This is a genomic window from Paenibacillus sp. 01T431 (assembly GCF_056398625.1).
The window spans coordinates 131,657-149,239 of record NZ_JBFTPT010000003.1 but is presented as its reverse complement, the minus strand read 5'-3'; the positions used below and the strand labels follow the sequence as shown (position 1 = coordinate 149,239).

General features: G+C 46.7%; 14 protein-coding genes. 4 read left to right on the top strand and 10 right to left on the bottom strand.

Annotated features, from left to right (window positions below):
* Positions 1-55: 55 nt before the first annotated feature.
* From AC1DM9_RS05685 to AC1DM9_RS05645, 9 genes are all read right to left on the bottom strand, one after another.
* Positions 56-1,936: a substrate-binding domain-containing protein gene (locus tag AC1DM9_RS05685; RefSeq protein WP_477579004.1), complete on the bottom strand. Its 1,881-nt coding sequence runs from the start codon at positions 1,934-1,936 to the stop codon at positions 56-58.
* Complete coding sequence (locus tag AC1DM9_RS05680) at positions 1,933-3,144, bottom strand: response regulator transcription factor (protein ID WP_441881485.1); 1,212 nt, start codon at positions 3,142-3,144, stop codon at positions 1,933-1,935. The genes AC1DM9_RS05685 and AC1DM9_RS05680 overlap by 4 nt, the downstream gene beginning before the upstream one ends.
* 24 nt (positions 3,145-3,168) lie before the next feature.
* A complete protein-coding gene (locus AC1DM9_RS05675; RefSeq protein ID WP_441881488.1) occupies positions 3,169-4,941 on the bottom strand; it encodes a cache domain-containing sensor histidine kinase in 1,773 nt (590 codons plus the stop codon).
* 117 nt (positions 4,942-5,058) lie between these two features.
* Positions 5,059-6,108 (bottom strand): ABC transporter substrate-binding protein, encoded by a 1,050-nt coding sequence (locus AC1DM9_RS05670; RefSeq protein WP_441881490.1) that lies wholly within the window; start codon positions 6,106-6,108, stop codon positions 5,059-5,061.
* 70 nt (positions 6,109-6,178) lie between these two features.
* Entirely contained in the window at positions 6,179-7,207 is a 1,029-nt protein-coding gene (yjfF, locus tag AC1DM9_RS05665; RefSeq protein ID WP_076266740.1) for a galactofuranose ABC transporter, permease protein YjfF, read from the bottom strand.
* Positions 7,207-8,214 carry an ABC transporter permease gene (locus tag AC1DM9_RS05660; protein WP_441881494.1) on the bottom strand — a complete coding sequence of 336 codons (1,008 nt, stop codon included), beginning with the start codon at positions 8,212-8,214 and terminating at the stop codon, positions 7,207-7,209. Before AC1DM9_RS05660 ends, yjfF begins: the two co-directional genes overlap by 1 nt.
* A complete protein-coding gene (locus AC1DM9_RS05655; protein WP_477579001.1) occupies positions 8,186-9,721 on the bottom strand; it encodes a sugar ABC transporter ATP-binding protein in 1,536 nt (511 codons plus the stop codon). Before AC1DM9_RS05655 ends, AC1DM9_RS05660 begins: the two co-directional genes overlap by 29 nt.
* 165 nt (positions 9,722-9,886) lie before the next feature.
* Positions 9,887-10,939, bottom strand: coding sequence for a Gfo/Idh/MocA family protein (locus AC1DM9_RS05650; protein ID WP_477578999.1), 1,053 nt, complete (start codon positions 10,937-10,939; stop codon positions 9,887-9,889).
* Positions 10,940-10,972: 33 nt separating this feature from the next.
* On the bottom strand, positions 10,973-11,860 hold the full coding sequence (locus AC1DM9_RS05645) for a sugar phosphate isomerase/epimerase family protein (protein WP_339203663.1): 888 nt from the start codon (positions 11,858-11,860) through the stop codon (positions 10,973-10,975).
* Between the two features lie 126 nt (positions 11,861-11,986).
* On the opposite strand from AC1DM9_RS05645, the gene AC1DM9_RS05640 reads away from it, so the two are divergent.
* Entirely contained in the window at positions 11,987-12,877 is an 891-nt protein-coding gene (locus tag AC1DM9_RS05640; RefSeq protein WP_076266735.1) for a helix-turn-helix transcriptional regulator, read from the top strand.
* A 76-nt stretch (positions 12,878-12,953) separates the two neighbouring features.
* Positions 12,954-13,871, top strand: a complete 918-nt coding sequence (locus AC1DM9_RS05635; RefSeq protein WP_477550003.1) for a DUF4358 domain-containing protein — start codon at positions 12,954-12,956, stop codon at positions 13,869-13,871.
* A gap of 101 nt (positions 13,872-13,972) precedes the next feature.
* Here AC1DM9_RS05635 and AC1DM9_RS05630 read toward each other — a convergent pair whose 3' ends face one another.
* Positions 13,973-15,859 (bottom strand): beta-L-arabinofuranosidase domain-containing protein, encoded by a 1,887-nt coding sequence (locus AC1DM9_RS05630; RefSeq protein WP_477578997.1) that lies wholly within the window; start codon positions 15,857-15,859, stop codon positions 13,973-13,975.
* Positions 15,860-16,049: 190 nt separating this feature from the next.
* Here AC1DM9_RS05630 and AC1DM9_RS05625 point away from each other — a divergent pair, with 190 nt between their 5' ends.
* Both AC1DM9_RS05625 and AC1DM9_RS05620 read left to right on the top strand, forming a co-directional pair.
* On the top strand, positions 16,050-16,907 hold the full coding sequence (locus tag AC1DM9_RS05625) for a helix-turn-helix transcriptional regulator (RefSeq protein WP_339203667.1): 858 nt from the start codon (positions 16,050-16,052) through the stop codon (positions 16,905-16,907).
* A gap of 73 nt (positions 16,908-16,980) precedes the next feature.
* A complete protein-coding gene (locus AC1DM9_RS05620; RefSeq protein ID WP_477550000.1) occupies positions 16,981-17,517 on the top strand; it encodes a GNAT family N-acetyltransferase in 537 nt (178 codons plus the stop codon).
* Positions 17,518-17,583: the final 66 nt, after the last annotated feature.

Below are 17,583 nucleotides of genomic sequence, written 5' to 3'. Positions count from 1 at the left end.
TTTTTATTCTGCTCTTGATGGCATACCTTGTCAACTTTAACAGTCTCTCCTTCTATTAATATTCACGGCTTGCTAGCGCCATTTTGGCAGATTCCTGCGTAAAAACGCCTTCCGCAGTAATAATCTTCATCGGAAGCTCTTTGCCCTCTGACAAATCCTTAACAGCCTTCATGAGCTGAGGACCAAGCAGCGCGTTGCATTCAACTGCAAAGTTAAGCTTTCCGATACTTAAAGCTTTTAGAGCTGACTTTGTTGCATCAACAGAGATGATCGTAATGTCCTTACCCGGCCGCAAGCCAAAATCCTCAATGGCCTCAATAGCGCCTAAAGCCATATCATCATTATGGGAATAAACGACGTTTATCGCAGAGCCATGCCTTTTCAGCGCCGCCGCCATCAGCTCTTTGCCCTTCTTCTTCGTAAAGTCGCCTTGCAATGATTCAAGCAAGGTGAAGTTTTTATCGGTTTGGATAACCTCCTTGAACCCTTGCATACGCCCAACAGCTGGCGCAGAGTGCGCTGTTCCTTGCAGCTCGACGAATTGATAGCTTCGTCCTTCCTCTCCCTCTTGAATCAACCATCTTGCCGCCCTTCTGCCCTCCTCGCGAAAATCTGAACCGATGTAAGCTGTCCACAGCGTATCATCGCTTACGTTCACTTCACGATCAGACAGTATGACTGGAATTCCTGCCTCCTTCGCCTCCTTCAATACTTCTTCCCAGCCGGTCTCCGTCTTCGGTGAGAAGGCGATCACATCCACCTTTTTGTTTATAAACTGCCGAATCAGTTCAATTTGTTTATCCTGCGACTGCTCCGCATTCTCATAGAGCAGCTCCACGCCTGCTTCCTTTGCCGCATTAATCACCGACTTTGTATTTGCGATTCGCCAGCCGCTTTCCGTACCTACCTGTGCAAACCCTAATACAATCGGAGATTGTGCCTCTTGGAGCGTTGGCGCTGGTGAATGCGTAACGCGCGGCTCACCCTTCCCCTCCAGTTGATTCGTTATTTTCTGACTGCGCAAAATAACCTTTTTGGGAATTCCCTTTTCTTTATTCAATATATCGACCGCATAACGAATCGCTTCCTTGCCGCCAGGGGGGCTTGTAAAAGTGCCTGTCAGCTTGTTCTCCGAGACGAGCTGCAGGCTGCCGTTTTCAGAATTGACGCCATCGATGCCAATAATATTAATATCATTCCTATCAAGCTTCTGTACTGCACGATATGCGCCTAACGCCATGGCTTCATTATGGGCAAAGATTAAGTCAACCTCGGGTTGATCCTTTAACCAATCCGTTAGCAGATCCTCCGCTCGATCGCGCTGCCAATCCGCATTCATCGTCTGCACGATGCTAAGCTTGGAATTATGAATCGCTTCTCGAAATCCATTGCTGCGTTCTTCAACGGTCGGTGAACCGGCCAGCCCTTGCATTTCAATAATTTTACCGCCCGACTCACCCAGCGTTTCCATTGCAAATTCGCCAGCTTTTCTGCCGATCATTTCATCGTCCGTACCGACATAAAGCGTATAATCATACCCTGTCACGCCTCTTCCGAGCACGATAACAGGAATATTCTCGTAAACGGAGCTTACCGTTTGTGTGAGAGCTACTGGATCATCAAGCGATATGATGAGCAGATCGACGCCATATCCAACCAGCTTCTTCACATCCTTCGCCTGCTGCTCGCTGCTTTGCGCGGCATCGGTGAAGATGACCCGCATATCCGAGTGCCTGCTGACCTCCTGCTGAATTTCCTCATTCATGGCCACGCGCCAAGGCTCGCTCAAATTGGGCTGGGACACCCCGATCAAATAATTGTATCCGCTGTCATTTTTCACTATCTTCTCGTTCATTACGCATGCCCGCGTCCATACTACCAAAGCCACAAAAATCAAGCAAAGGATAAGAAAACCTGCTGCCTTTCTTCCAATCATGAACGTATCCCTTTCTTATAGACCATCGGCGAGGTTCCAGTCACCTTCTTAAAGGCGCTGCTGAAATAATGCTGGCTGCTATACCCTACCTTCTCCGCAATTTCATACACTTTGAACAAGGGATCGCTCATCAATTGAATCGCTTTCCGAATTCGAACCTCCGTCAAATAATCGATAAATGAAAGGCCAAGCTCCCGCTTCAGCTGCTTGCTTAAATAAGTAGGACTCACCTGCACACCTTCAGCGACATCGCCAAGCGTCAGCGAAGGCATGTAGAAATTACGATCAATAAATTTTTTCGTCAAAATAACGATCGGAGACAAGCTGCCTTTGCTGCCAAGCTCTCTTGACAACGTACGGTACAGCTTCGGAAACTCTTCGATACTCTCCACTGCCTGCTGCTCAAAAATAATCGTTTTTTCAAGAAGCGCTTCCATTTTATCTTGAATTTTCTGTCCTAACTTGAGCCATTCGTTATAGCTTTCTATACAGCCCATGACGATGATTTGGCCTTTCTTATCGTTAAGCACAACATGATTGCCTGCTCCATTGCCAGCAAGCAGGTCCTCTGTAATGTTTTTCAAAGCAAACTCCAGAAGGTCGCGGTCCCACACGCGCATCGCCTTGCCGGATTCCACGTTTTGAATCACCTTAAAGGCGATCATGCCGACAGCATCTACCCAGCCCAGTCTTAGGAAGGCGGTCTGATTATGAATTTCCTCAGGCGCAATAATGCCTTCCAGCCATTTCAACAAAAACGTATCCCGAATCGCGACGGAATTGGTTTTGAGCTGCTGATCCATCCATTCCAGCTTTTGCTCCTTGTCTCGTTTCTGCTCAAGCTCGCTTATTGCTTTGCGTACAACAGTCTCCAGCTTGCTTTTCATTACAGGCTTGAGCATATATTCAAATACATGCAGCTTTACGGCCTGCTGTGCGTAACGAAACTCATCATGTCCTGAAATAACAATGACAATGCTGCGTTCCAGCGTTTGCCTCAGCCGCTCAATGAACTCCAGCCCGTCAACAAATGGCATGCAAATATCAACAAACAAAATATCAGGCTTACGCTCTTCCGCAAGCTCAAGCGCTTGCAAGCCGTTCTCGGCTTCGCCTACCAGTTCTATGCCAAGCTCCTCCCAAGGAAGCACCTTGGCTAATCCTCTGCGAATCTTCGGCTCATCATCCGCAATAAGCAGCTTCCACATCTCCATACCCCCAGCCATTTCAAGTTATCCAACCATTAACGGTAGTTTTACCACGATTTTGGAGCCTTGTCCCCGCTCGCTCTCAATGGTAAGACCATAACCAGAGCCATATGACAGCTTGATTCGTTCATTCACATTGTACAATCCATAACCTCGATCCTCACCGCTTTGCCGGATAGCATGAAACGATTCATTCATCAGAATCAGCCGCTCCGCTTCAAACCCAACGCCGTCATCTTCAACGACGAGAACCAGCTTATTGTCTTCTGTAAAGCCATGTATACGAATCGTGCCTTTAGCCAGCTTTTCTTTGATGCCATGATAAATCGCGTTCTCGACGAGCGGCTGCAAAATGATTTTGAGCACGCTTAGCGTCTGCAGCTCCTGCGGAATGTCGATCTCGAAGGATAACTTATCCTCATATCTGGCCATTTGAATAATCAAATAGCTCTCCACATGCTGAATCTCGTCGCTAAGCGGAATAACCTCTCGTCCTTTGCTAAGGCTGATTCGGAAGAGATGAGTTAAGGCAACAACGATATCGACGATATCATCGGCATCCCGGTCCTGTGCCATCCACTGAATCGTATCCAGCGTGTTATAGAGGAAATGGGGTTTAATTTGCGCTTGCAATATTTTCAGCTCGGCCTCGCGTTTCTCCCTTTGCTCCAAATAAACGAGATGAATCAAATTATCAATTTCCTGCACCATATGGTTAAAGCTATTGCCCAGCTGTCCGATCTCATCTTTCGTTTTACTAGGAAAGCGCAGATGAAGCTCGCCTTCTTCTACCTTCTTCATTAAACTGCGCAGCTTCCCAACAGGACGAACGATCGCATTCGTGAAATACCACGATGCCATAAAGGCCAGCAGCAGCGTGACCAGCGCAATAATAACAGTATAAAATTGAATGTCCGCAACGACTTGAAGCGACTCCTTAAGCGGAAACACGCCGACGATTCGCCAATCAAACTCTGGAAAGGTATTATAGATCATCTGGTATTCAAGCTCATTGACTTGGCGAATGACTTTGCCAGAGCGCCCCTCCATCCAATCGCCCGAAATGCGGTACACAATCGGATTGACTGGCGAATACACGACACCGCCATTCTCATCCATAATAAAAATAAAGCCGCTTTTCCCTAGCGATACCGATTCTACGATCGCCTGAATAATGTCTAATTTCATATCGATCAAAATAACGCCAAGCACTTGGCCGGTCAACGGGTCCTTTACGGCCCGCACGAATGACAGCACCTGATCGGCGCTTAAATTTTGCTCTGCTCTAATATTTCTCCCAATCGGATGGCTGAACAAATGAATATGCTCCGGCTGAAGAGCTGCCTTCTTATACCACTGCTCTTCCGTCATAAAATCTCTCGTAATCGGCTCTAAGCCGCTGCTTGCGAATTGGTTGTTGCGGCTCACAATCATTGCTCCCGCAATTTCTACATGCTTCTCTATATAGACCCTCTGAAGTTTCCTCACCTTAGAATCCAGCAGCTTCAGCTGCCCTGATTCGTTATTCGACCTTCTCATAAATTCGATGACCGACGCGTCCTGCGACAAATAATAAATAATGTTATCCATTTCTTTTATGTATACTTCAATGTGGTTTTTTACCTGATCCATCATTTGCACCGTATGTGCGTTCGTTTCCTCTTCAATAGCATTTTTGTATAAGGTGCTGCCCAGAATGCTGAGCGCAGCGATTGAAAATAAAATAATGATGACGAAATAAAATAAAAGCTTGAAACGGATACTACGATTCGCAAATAAACCGCTTAGCATAAACATTCAATCCGTCCTCATCAAATAGTGATCATTTCCTTTGAAATGCGAAAAACGAAACTGCATAAGAGATTTTCCTCTTCTGCAGTCTCGTAATTTACCTATCTTCAATTGCCATAACGATTAATATTTGCGATTTGGCAGCGCATCGATTGCTTTTTGGCCGAAATAAACGTCCTCATCCGATTTAATCCATTTTTCGAGAGTGGTGCCAGCTTTGTAATCGAGAATCGCTTGCTTCAGCTGTGGTCCCAGCAATGGATTACATTCTACAGTTACATTCATTTTACCTTCTGCAATCGCTTCAAAAGCTGCTTTAATGCCGTCAACGCCTATAATTTTAATATCTGTACCTGGCTTCAAGCCCGCTTCTTCAATCGCTTGAATCGCGCCTAGCGCCATATCGTCATTATGTGCGTAGACAACTTGGATGTTTTTATCCTTTTTCAAATAAGCTTCCATGACCTCTTTGCCTTTGGCGCGAGTGAAATCGCCTGTTTGGGAATAAACGATTTTGTAGCCGGCTTCGCCAGCAATCGCATCCTCGAATCCTTTTTTACGGTCATTCGCTGCGCTTGCACCTACTGTGCCTTCCAATTGAACGATGTTGACCTGAGCGCCAGCGCCAAACTCATCGATCATCCATTTCGCTGCGTTTTGACCCTCGAGAATAAAGTCGGAACCGATAAACGATACATACAAGTCCTCATTGCCTTTTGTAATGCCGCGGTCTAGCAAAAACACTGGAATATTCGCATCTTTAGCTTCCTTCAATACCGTTTCCCAGCCTGATTCTACGACTGGCGCAAGTCCAATGGCATCTACTTTTTGGGCGATAAACGTACGGATCGCTTTAATTTGGTTTTCTTGCTTTTGCTGTGCGTCAGAGAATTTAAGCTCGAAGTTCGGATCTTCGCTAAATGTTGCTTTAACCGAATCGGTCTCAGCATCACGCCAGCCGCTTTCCGCACCGATTTGCGCGAATCCTACAACCAGCTTCTTGTTCGCTTCCGGTGGTGCTTCCGTTGCCGCATTCTCTGTTGGCTTGTTTGTTGCATTTCCGCTTGCTGGTTTGTTGCCCCCATTATTGCTGTTGTTGCCACAACCGGCAATCAAGCCTACCAGCATAATCGCAGCTAGCATCGTGACGATAAACGGTTTCTTTCTGTTCATTCTTATTTCCTCCCTATCGAACTTGTATTGGCTACACTCTCAATATACAAATGTTGCAAATGTTCTGTATTTACAAATTAACGACTTTATTTTCAAATTTCGGTTTATTTTTGGAAGCTGGCAAAGCGTTTTTTTCTTTTCTCATCACAATAATTCGTTGAAAAGCCATGAAAAGAAACAATAAAAATCCAATAGTAATCTTCGTCCACCAAGAGCTGAGCGTCCCTTGAAACATAATGATCGTTTGTATAATGCCTGTACAAAGCACGCCGAGCGTTGGCCCGATCAAATAACCAAATCCGCCAGTGAGCAAAATACCGCCAATAACGCACGACGCAATGGCATCCATTTCCATACCCATCAAATGCAGCGAATAGCCCGACAGCATATAGAGTGTAAACACGATGCCCCCAATTGCAGAGAACAAACCGCTTAAGGTATATACAAGAATCGTCGTTCGAGCAACAGGCAGCCCCATCAAAACAGCGGACTTTTCACTGCCGCCAATCGCATACACCGCCCTGCCAAAGGAGGAATACCGCCCAATCAGGAGAGCAGCGATAACAACGGCAATCGCAATGACGACACTAATCGTTATAAAATGATCGCCCCACAAATAAATTTTGTATTGGGAGAGCTTCACATAAACCGAATTGCTAATAACGATACTCTCCGTGCTGATGAGGAAGCTAATCCCTCTAGCGAGGAACATTCCCGCCAGCGTGACAATCCAAGGATGCAGCTGAAAGCGCTGAATTAAATACCCTTGCCCTGCCCCAAACAGCGTACCAATGACGAGAGCAACGATCGTTACAACAAGCGCGTTTGCCCCATGCTGGAAGAGTGACGCCGACACCATGCTGATCAGCGCAACGACCGAAGCTACGGATAAATCGATGCCGCCTTTAATAATGACGAATGCCATGCCTGTAGCCACAATAATGAGATAGGCGTTGTCTATAAATAGATTCAAAAATACTTGCATGGAGAAAAAGCCCTTGTAAAGCGCAGCACCTGATCCATACAAAATAAACAAAAGAAGCAGCGTAGCCAATACAATAATATTGTTATGGCTAATTTTCAGAGAAATCAGCTTCATTATGCCGCCACCTTCTTTTTCACCAATTTGAATGACTGCCGGAATAAGTCGGATTGAATCAAGCAGACGATAATAACAACAACCGCTTTAACGAGCAAAATGCTGGAAGGCTCGACACCCAAAGAATAAATCGTCGTCGTTAAGCTTTGGATGAACAAGGCTCCGAAGATCGTTCCACCAAGGTAGAAGCGTCCGCCACGCATCGAGGTTCCGCCAATTACGACAGCTAAAATAGCATCCAGCTCTATCCACAGTCCAGCATTGTTCGCATCGGCACTTGCTACGTTTGCGCTAATAATAATGCCAGCAATACCTGCGCAAATGCCCGTAATCGTATAAGCGGTCATGAAGATTACTTTAGGACGTATACCCGCATAGCTGCTCGCTGTCTTATTGCCGCCGGCAGCCTCTAGAAAAAGTCCGAAAGCGGTACGCGTTTTGAATAGATATACGAGTAAAAATACAGCCATCGCAATGAACAGCGGAAATGGCAGCCCTAGCAAATGCCCTTTTCCAATAAACTGATACGCCTTATCGTTAGTCGTAAGCACTTGCCCGCTCGTAATTAGTTGAGCGATTCCTCGGCCAATCGTCAGCAAAATTAAGGTAGCCACCATCGGCTGAATGCCAATCATCGCAACGAGCATCCCATTCCATAAGCCGCATAATAATCCTGCAAATACCCCCGCTAGAATGACAAGCCAAAGTGGATAACCATCGAGCATAAATACCGCGATAGCCCCCGAAATAGCGAGAACTGATCCTACGGATATATCAATTCCCTCTTTAGCAATGACTAGAGTCATGCCAATAGCAATAATGATGAGCGGCGATCCATTTTTCAAAATATCAATTAAATTGCCGAATAAATGACCGTCCTTCCATTCCATTCGAAAAAAATCAGGGATGACGATCAAATTGAAAAGAAACAATACAGCGAGTGCCAGAATCGGCCAAATGATTTTCTGCTTGCTTAAACTACGCGCCAATCCCGTCAGACCCGCCATACATTTCCGCTCCCTTCGCAATCATTTCCATAATAATGTTCTCGCGCATGCTTGCGCCGGCGACCTCGCCGATCTTGATCCGATCGCGTAAAACGATAATCCGGTTGCAGCATTGAACAATTTCCTCAAGCTCCGCCGATATGATGAGGATCGAAATGCCTGTAGCCGCCAAATCAAGAATGAGCTTGCGGATTTCCATCTTGGAACCCACATCGATTCCGCGTGTCGGCTCATCCAGAATAAGCAGCTTCGGCTGCGTAGCAAGCCACCTCGCCAAAATAACCTTTTGCTGATTTCCGCCGCTTAGATTTTCAATCTTCTGCTCCGCGCTTGGCGTTTTAATCTTTAGCAAATCAATGTAATGATTGGCGATTTCCTTCTGCTTGCGCAGCGGTATGAATGAGAAGAGGCCTTTACGGGCTTGCAGCGCCAAGACGATATTTTCACGAATGGTAAGCTCTCCTATAATGCCTGCTACTTTGCGATCCTCTGGCGTGAATCCAAGCCCTTTCTGAATAGCTTTCTGCGGATACATCGAAGAAATAAGCTCGCCGTCAATGGTCAAGCTACCTTCATCCGCTTTGTCGATGCCAAAGATGAGCTTAGCAATTTCTGTTCGGCCAGAGCCAAGAAGTCCTGCAAGACCAAGCACCTCCCCTTTCCCGATCTGAAGATCGATAGGATTAATACTGCCTCGTTTGCCAAGCGAGCTGGCCTCCAAAAAGTTTTCGCCAGCCGTCCGCTCTACTGCCTTTTTCCCTGTTGCTTCTTCTACGCTCCATTCCCTGCCAATCATATGGGACACAAGCTCTGTTTTGGTCAGATCCTTCGTTAAGTATTCGCCGACGAGCAACCCATTGCGCAGCACCGTAATCCGGTCGGTTACTTCATATACCTGGTCTAGGAAATGAGTAACAAATACGATGCCCATGCCCTCTTGCTTTAGAATGCGCATAACTTTGAACAGCTGTTTAACCTCATTCGCATCAAGGCTTGACGTAGGCTCATCCAATATCAGAATACCGTTCGAAATATCAACAGCTCTCGCAATGGCTACCATTTGCTGAATAGCGACCGAATAATGCGATAAGGTTTGCTTAACATCAATCGCAAGGTCTAGACGCTCCAGCAGCCGCTCGCTGTCGTTGTACATTTTTTCCCAGTCTATTAATCCGCGTTTTCTTGGATGACGACCAATATAAATGTTCTCAGCCACGCTAAGATTTGGGCATAAATTGACCTCTTGATATACCGTACTTATGCCAAGCCGCTGTGCTTCCAGCGGAGATTTTGGAGCTATCGTCCTGCCAGCTAGCAACACCTCTCCAGCATCCCATTTGTGCACGCCGGTCGCTACTTTAATCAACGTCGATTTTCCTGCGCCGTTCTCTCCCATGAGCGCATGGATCTCGCCTTTCCTGAGACCAAAATCAACATTTGAAAGCGCCTTGACGCCAGGAAACGATTTGCTAATTCCTTTCATATGCAGCACATAATCGGTGCCCATGGTCCTTCACCTCTTTCCGTTTTCACCTCCAATTGTAGAAAAAACGACTATCGTTCGTATTTAGAAATATAGGTCTTTTTTTAATGAATTCGGACATTTATGCAAAATAAAAGAGCGACCCCGCAGCTGCATCAGCTAGGAGTCACTCTTTTGTTCACCTATGATTTATTTGCCTGCGGCTGCTTCCATAAAACCAGCAATTTGTACCTTTTGACCGGTTTTTGCACTCTCAAGTGAGGCCAGAACCATCGCCATACTATAAATATTGTCGCTGCAATCCGTTTCCGGCTTGCTGCCTGCCTCAAGCGAAGCGAACATATTGTCCAAACAGCCTTTATGATGCGTATTTTCCATTTCAGGAAGCTGGGATTCTACTCGTTTATAGTCACGTATGAATTTCCCACTCTGATCGCCGCTAACCACGATCTCGGCATATGGGTTGTTATCTCCTTCCCAAATCGCTGTACCATGCTCGCCAGTTACTCTCCAAGTAGCCTCCCATGTTGTGGACGCCCCCTCCGCGCACCAAGATCCGCGATAATTAAATACGGAGCCGTCGGACATCTCAAAGATACTGATCGCGTTGGCATTGCCTGCATACCAAGAGCCTGGAGGATTAAATTCATGACAATAGACAGAAACAGGATCAGCACCAATAATAAATCTCGCCTGATCGAAGGTATGAATCGCCATATCCAGCAGCAATGGGCTGTCCATCGCATCGCGGAACCCGCCAAAATGCGCGCCTAGAAAAAAGTCTGCGCCTACAAAACCTGGTTTGCCGATCGTGCCATCCTCAAGCAATTGCCGAAATGCACGAATGCGCGGGTCAAACCTGCGATTTTGCATTACGGCATGTGTTCTGTCCGACGTGGCAGCAATACGTACGATTGCATTGCAATCAGCCATCGATTCTGCAAGCGGCTTTTCTCCGAAGACATGGCAGCCCATCTCTAGAGCCGTCGTGCTGATTGTATAATGGCTTGCAGGAATGGTCACATCGAATACGATCGTAGCATCTGTCTCCGCGATCGCTTTTTTGATGTCGGTAAAAGTTGGACAATTAAGCCCCTTGCGTTCAGCCATCGCTTGCGCAAACTCTTCCTTAATATCAACAAGCCCGACAATTTCAGTGTCTTCCCGTTCTTTGGCGTAGTCTACCCAAGTGTTCGCCATGCCTCCGCAGCCGGCAATAACTACACGATGCTTAATCGACATTGTATTCTCTCCTTTTTTGAACTCTATTATTTTCTATACCGGATTAGGTACAAAATCGCCGCCGCGGCAGTTTTTCAAATAATTAAGCGCATGTACTTGTCCCGTCATTTCCAGCTCGTCCTTATAAACAGGATCATGCCAGCCCTCAATATCAATAGTGCCTTTATAATCGTTCTGTCTCAAAATCGTAATAATATCTTTCCAGTTGGTATCGCCAAAACCAGGTGTACGGTGCCATACAAACTGCTGTTTGCTGTGTACCCCGTGCTCCTTCACGATATCCCATGCAATTGTTGCATCTTTGCCATGCACATGGAACACCTTATTCGCCCATTTGCGCAGCTGCGGAATCGGATCGATTAAGCTGACCATTTGGTGGCAAGGCTCCCATTCCAATCCGATGTTGTCCAGCGGCACCGCATTAAACATAAGTTCCCAGGCTGCCGGGTTATGGGCAATATTCCAATCGCCTGTCGCCCAGGTTCCGCCCATATCGCAGTTTTCAAAAGCAATCCGTACACCTTTATCCGCTGCTCTGCGTGTGAGCTCCCCGAAAACTTCCTTGAATTTCGGAATGGACTCGTCAATCGGTTGATTCGTCAAGCGGCCTGTGAACCCAGATACAATATCAGCTCCAAACAGATGCGCATGATCAATCAGACGCTCCCAGCTCGCAAGCGTATCTGCGTTGTTTCCTTCTCCCGTTAGCGGGTTTCCGAAAACGCTTACAGCTGGAACCACAAAGTCATGTTCATCTGCGAGCGCTCTTACCCGTTTAGCCATCTCCACAAGATCTGTTTCACCAGTCGTTTGCCAGAAAGTTAAGTTGAACGATTCAAATCCGTGCTTTACGATTTGTGGAATGATCTGATCCGCATTCCCTCCGCCGACAAGCGTTCCAATTCTCAATTTGTTATTCATCCTTGTATATCACTCCAATATTGGCTTATAGTATTCTCAACAACTTCATTATAACTAGGAGTTTTGCATATTTCTCTATACAATCTTGCGCAATACTAGTCGAATCTTGTGTTGGAGGTGCTGTAGATGAGCTATCCGAAAGAGCTATGGGAAAATACGCGTCTAGAGCAAAAAGCGTATCCATTTCAGCTCTTCCAAAACCGTGCCTATAATGTAACGCCAAATGAATGTTTCCTTTATTTACACTGGCATGAGCATTTCGAGATTATCATCATGAGAGAAGGCAATGCTCTCTTCCATATCGACAGCCGTCCATTTGTCGTCAAGCCAGGAGAAGTGCTGCTCATCCCAGGCGGCGGGCTTCATGTCGGCTATGCACTGGGTTACGACAATATTTATTATGATTGTATCGTCTTCAACGCTTCCCTCTTCAATGATTGGGTGCATGATCCGCTGCATGCGCAGTTTGTTGCGCCTTACTTGGAGGGTAGGCTTCGTTATCCCGTAAAGCCGGCCGAGCAGGATGAGTCCTGTCTTCAGCATTACTCGCTGCTGGAAGAAGCAATTACCGAGCTGATTGCCAAACCGCCAGCCTATCAGCTTATCGTCAAATCAAAGCTGTATGCTCTATTTACGCTTCTTTCCCGTACTTTCATCGAGCGTCAGCTGGTAGGCATGCCGGCGGAACCATACTTTGTCAATCGCGACCGCTTCAAGCTGCTCATTCAGCGTATTGAATCTGATTTTCGCGAAAAAATGTCGATTGAGCAGGCCGCCAAGCAAGTCAGCCTCAATCCCTATCATTTTTGCAAGCTGTTCAAAAAGCTGACAGGACGCACCTTCGTCGAATATGTCAATGTCAATCGCATGAACGAAGCCGAGCGGCTGCTGCGCGAAAGCAATGATACGATTACTGAAATTGCAGCAAAGGTAGGCTGTGAGAATCCGAACTATTTTACGAAGCTATACAAGCAGTACAAAGGGATTACCCCCTCGCAGGCACGTAAGCTGCAATAGCGGCAGATGAGCGTACAGCAACCTTTTGGCCTTTCCCTGCGTCTTACTTACAACGATGATTAAAGGAGATAATTGGATGTTTATGCTTAAAACGAAATACTTCTCCGTCATATCCATGGTTATACTCATAACGGTCATTACAGCTGCCTGCAGCAGCGCCGGCAAACCATTAAATAATGATGAGAGCAGTTCTTCAATATCAGGTGGAAATACCGCAACGGACAAGCCTACCGAGGCACCACTCCCTACTGCGACTGAGGATATAACTACTGAAGCGCCGACAGCCACCACAGCTCCAACGGATGCTGTAGAGACGGCCACACCTGCACCAACTAAACAACCAGCAAAGACTGATGAACCTGCTGCGACTGCGAAACCAACGAAGAAACCTGCAGCCTCAGCTAAACCTATGCCAACCATAAAGCCGACCAAGAAACCAGCCTCTCCAGTACCGACTGAGAAGCCAAACACTGAGACACCAACCGAGAAGCCGATCATTAAACCAACGGTTACATCGAAGCCATCCACCCTGCCGATTGCTACGCCGTCTCCTACACCGAAGCCGACGACGAAACCAGATCCAGGCAATCCATCTGGTGCGGTCACCGTTGCTGATATCGCAGCCAAAATAAAAGCCGATGCAGGGCTTGGGTCGCTTTCGGAAGTTGAGGGCGAACGAATAAAAGACAGCTATGGCATAGACCCGGAAACGATGCTGATTGACGGCATTTTCTATCAACCGATGATAATGATTCAAGCTGGAGAGTTTTCCGTCGTTCAGCTCAAGTCAGAGAAAGACTTTTCCGACATTGAAGCTCTGTTCAAGAAACGTGCCGAGGCTGTGCAAAAAGTATTCGAAACCTATGTGCAAGATCAATACGAACAAGCTTTAAACTATCAAATCCTGCGCAACGGAGATTTTGTTCTTTTCTCTATCTCGCCTGACCAGAAAAAAACAGCTGAACTTTTCAATGCGTTTTTCAAGAAAAAATGATGATGGAGAAATAAGTATAAAATATAGCCTTAATAGAAAAATGGCGGTGCAGAAACAACTCCTGCACCGCCATTTTGTTGTAAAGCTCGATCTCACTTTGCTTATCTCCGAATAACCGGCTTTCGCTCTCCAAGCAGCGGGAATTCACCGATTCGCAGCTTCGCGCTGCCATATGGCACCAGCTCCAGCTCAGTCACCGGCTGACCCTCTGTATCCGGATTGAGAGGCGGAGTTCCCGCGTTGTTGCCTTCCATCCGCCATTCTGCAACAAGCTTGCCGCTTGCTTTCAAGCGGATTGGCGCAGCAGCCGCATCAAACGGCTGATAGGGAATCGCATCTTCGCTCACCATTACCTCAAAGCTGGTGTCCGCAAGCAGGCCATACTTCCATGGAGAACCCGGGTATATTTCCCAGTCATGAAACCGTTCACGCGGCCTAAGCAGCTGCCAGTTTTCCACCAGCGGCAGAGCGTAGACTAGAGGTCCACGTTCTACGCTTACTGCGTACAAATTGCGCGAAACGGTACGAACCTCCATAGGCAGCTTCAGCAGTAGCTTATCTCCGTCTTGCCATTCACGTTCAATTCGCGCGTAACCTTTTACTGGGTTTAAAACAATAGTTTCACCGTTCACAAGCAGGCTCGAATTGACGGACCATTCCGGCACACGCAGCGAAATAGCAAAAGTAGCGGAACGTTCAAGCACTAGCTCTATCGTCACTTCATCACGGAACGGATATTGTCCTCTTACTCGCACCTCAGCTGCAACGCCGTCTGCAACTGACGTCTGGACATGGCATGGAGCATACGATACCGCTGCCAAACCTCCGGCTGCATCCGTCATCCACAGATGAGAAGCAAACTTCGGCCATCCCTGATGCATATTTGATGTACAGCAGCCAAAATTAGGCTCTAAGCCAAATAGGTTGGCATCTGGCCCATTGCTCCAATTTCTAGGCGCTACATTGCAAACAATTTGATTCACCTGCTGATCATATTGATGCGCGCTCCAATCCTTGGAAATCGTAGCTGGCAGCGCGTTGAACGCCACCTTCTCCAAAATATCACCGAATCGCCCTTCGCCAAAAATCCGAGTAAGCTGCTCCATCGAATACATATACTCAACGACTGCGCAAAGCTCAACCCCTTGGCTCGGATGTGTACCCGACAGCCATTCGTCGCCGGAGAACATGCCATGCGCTTGCCCATGATGAGTCATTAAGCTGTCTATGCCGCGATGAACCGCATCACGCTGAACACTCTCACCATACAGCTCATATAAGATGCCTGGCATCTTGATACCCATCGCCACATTTACAACATGTGTTCGAAAATCCCATTGCTCTACTTTTCTCCAGAACGGGAAGTCATGGAAAATATCTGTCCAATCCAGTGTTTGACTGGCAACAATATCAGCCAGCTTGAGCAGCTCGGCATCTTCCGTCTTCTTATATAACCATAAAATACATAACAGCATTTCGGAGCCGCGCGACTTCGCCCAGCCGCGCAAAGGCTGCTCTTCGATAATCGAGCTTACATAACCGAAAAATTTGCTAAGGAATGGAACGATTCGTTCATCGCTCGTTGCCTCCTCATATTGCATCATCACCTTAAGCATAATCATGAAATGCCACCAGTCCTGCTTCTTATCCAGGTCATTATTAACCGTCGTAATATGTGCAGGCCCAAAAAAACCATTCTCCTGCTGGCTGGCGAGCGACCATTCTATCCAACGGTTCGCTTTCGCGATCAGCTTCTCATCGCCCAGTATATACGCAAGCGGCAGCAGCCCGTCCAAATAATAGGGACCGCGCTCCCAGCTTTCTCCTCCCCCTCCTATCCAACCATTGTTCGGGCCTACATCCGCCCAATGCTCCTCCAGATGACCCGTAAGTCCATCCGCTTGTATTCGAAGCTGATTATACAGCCAGCCTTCCGCCTTAATGCTGCCAAGCGGCAGCGCCCCAAATGCTTCATGTAATTGTCCCATGCTTCTGTACCACTCCTTCATGCCATGATGAATGCATACCGAATATACCATGTTGGACTTGCCCGATTGGATAGCTGATCTCAACCACTTTTTATCCAATCACAACATCTTTGTTTTATCGCATCTTTACTCAAACTGCAATCATCGCATATGATTATCCCGTAATGACTAAGCAAGGAGTGAAGCCTGAATGTTACAATTCATTTGTCCCCCCATGCCTCATTTCATTCATGGCGGCGAGGACACTTATCCTATACTTGGCAGACATGCTGATCGTTCAAACATTGGCGTATTCGATCTTATATACGTAACACGCGGTAGTTTATATATGGAGGAAGAAGGACAGGAGTTCAATATTTCGGCAGGCCATTATGCTATTTTTCGACCTGACCGTTCTCATCGAACGACTATGCCCTGCACCGAGGAAACCCATTTTTATTGGCTGCACTTTCAAACGGTCGGTGATTGGAGTGAATCACATGAACGGCTGCCTTTCTCCATTTCACAGGAGGGGCAGCCCTTTGCTCCGATCGAGTATTTCCCTTTCCAGCTTCCAAAGCAGAAGCGGCTGCTTGTCCCTCATGCCATTGAAGAGAAAATACGCGAGCTGCTGAAACTGCAGGAGCAGCCCTCTGCCCAATCGCGGTGGACCCAGCAGCAAATTTTTCACATCCTCCTCCAGCTGCTTCAGGATCAAAATCAATCGGCGGTGGATAGTCCTTATTTGCAAATTGCCGAAGCAACCGCTCTGTTCCTCCGGCGCAGCTATCAAGACCCGCTTAGTTATAAGAAAATGGCAGAGGAGCTGCATTTTCACCCCAATTATATTGCGATTTGTATGAAAAAAACATTTGGGTGCACTCCCCTTGAGTACGTCACGCGCCACCGTATTGAGCAAGCGAAGCGGCTGCTTATCCACACGAATGAACCTATCGGCAAAATAGCTGAAGAAACAGGCTTCGGCTCCTTTCCTTATTTTGTTCGCTGCTTCACGAAACACACGAGCACGAAACCAAAAGCCTTTCGAATGCTGTATCGCTCTAAATAATCAATAAAAAACCCTTGCAACTTCCATATTTTTCTTTATACTTAATTAAATTTACAATTTGGAGGTGCATGCTATGACTGTATTTCATACCGACAGATTAATACTCAGACCATTTGAGACTGGAGATGCCGAGGAATTACAGCAGCTAATAAACGATTTTGATGTTGCAAGCACCACTCTAAATATTCCTTATCCTTATCCAGAAGGCGGAGCTGCTGCCTTTATTGCCCGTCGCGCTGAGATTGATCAAGAAGGGACAAGCTACACATTTGCTCTGATCGATAAAGGAAACCATACGTTTATGGGAAGCATCGGCATGACAATAAATAATAATCATAAAAGAGCTGAGCTTGGTTATTGGTTAGGCAAACGGTACTGGAATCAGGGGTATGTTACGGAAGGCGTCAAACGAGTTTTACAGTTTGGGTTCGAGGAGCTTGCACTTAATAAAATTGTTGCAGCTGCCATGACAAAAAATCCTGCCTCATCAAGCGTTATGAAAAAAAATGGCATGCAATACGAAGGCACTTTCCGCCAGCATTTTCTAAAGTGGGATGTGTATGAGGACATCGCTTATTACAGTCTTTTGCGCGAGGAATATTTCAAATGATAGATTAGCAGGACATCAGGGAGAAACGGTTTCCCAGCAAAACTCCCTGATGCTCAAGCTTAGCTC

Coding starts and splice junctions, on each gene's coding strand:
- AC1DM9_RS05660 (WP_441881494.1), bottom strand. CDS start 8,214: ATGGCGGGTCTGACGGGATTGGCGCGTAGTTTAAGCAAGCAGAAAATC.
- AC1DM9_RS05645 (WP_339203663.1), bottom strand. CDS start 11,860: ATGAATAACAAATTGAGAATTGGAACGCTTGTCGGCGGAGGGAATGCG.
- AC1DM9_RS05640 (WP_076266735.1), top strand. CDS start 11,987: ATGAGCTATCCGAAAGAGCTATGGGAAAATACGCGTCTAGAGCAAAAA.
- AC1DM9_RS05680 (WP_441881485.1), bottom strand. CDS start 3,144: ATGTGGAAGCTGCTTATTGCGGATGATGAGCCGAAGATTCGCAGAGGA.
- AC1DM9_RS05625 (WP_339203667.1), top strand. CDS start 16,050: ATGTTACAATTCATTTGTCCCCCCATGCCTCATTTCATTCATGGCGGC.
- AC1DM9_RS05650 (WP_477578999.1), bottom strand. CDS start 10,939: ATGTCGATTAAGCATCGTGTAGTTATTGCCGGCTGCGGAGGCATGGCG.
- AC1DM9_RS05685 (WP_477579004.1), bottom strand. CDS start 1,936: ATGATTGGAAGAAAGGCAGCAGGTTTTCTTATCCTTTGCTTGATTTTT.
- AC1DM9_RS05675 (WP_441881488.1), bottom strand. CDS start 4,941: ATGTTTATGCTAAGCGGTTTATTTGCGAATCGTAGTATCCGTTTCAAG.
- AC1DM9_RS05670 (WP_441881490.1), bottom strand. CDS start 6,108: ATGAACAGAAAGAAACCGTTTATCGTCACGATGCTAGCTGCGATTATG.
- AC1DM9_RS05620 (WP_477550000.1), top strand. CDS start 16,981: ATGACTGTATTTCATACCGACAGATTAATACTCAGACCATTTGAGACT.
- AC1DM9_RS05655 (WP_477579001.1), bottom strand. CDS start 9,721: ATGGGCACCGATTATGTGCTGCATATGAAAGGAATTAGCAAATCGTTT.
- yjfF (WP_076266740.1), bottom strand. CDS start 7,207: ATGAAGCTGATTTCTCTGAAAATTAGCCATAACAATATTATTGTATTG.
- AC1DM9_RS05630 (WP_477578997.1), bottom strand. CDS start 15,859: ATGGGACAATTACATGAAGCATTTGGGGCGCTGCCGCTTGGCAGCATT.
- AC1DM9_RS05635 (WP_477550003.1), top strand. CDS start 12,954: ATGTTTATGCTTAAAACGAAATACTTCTCCGTCATATCCATGGTTATA.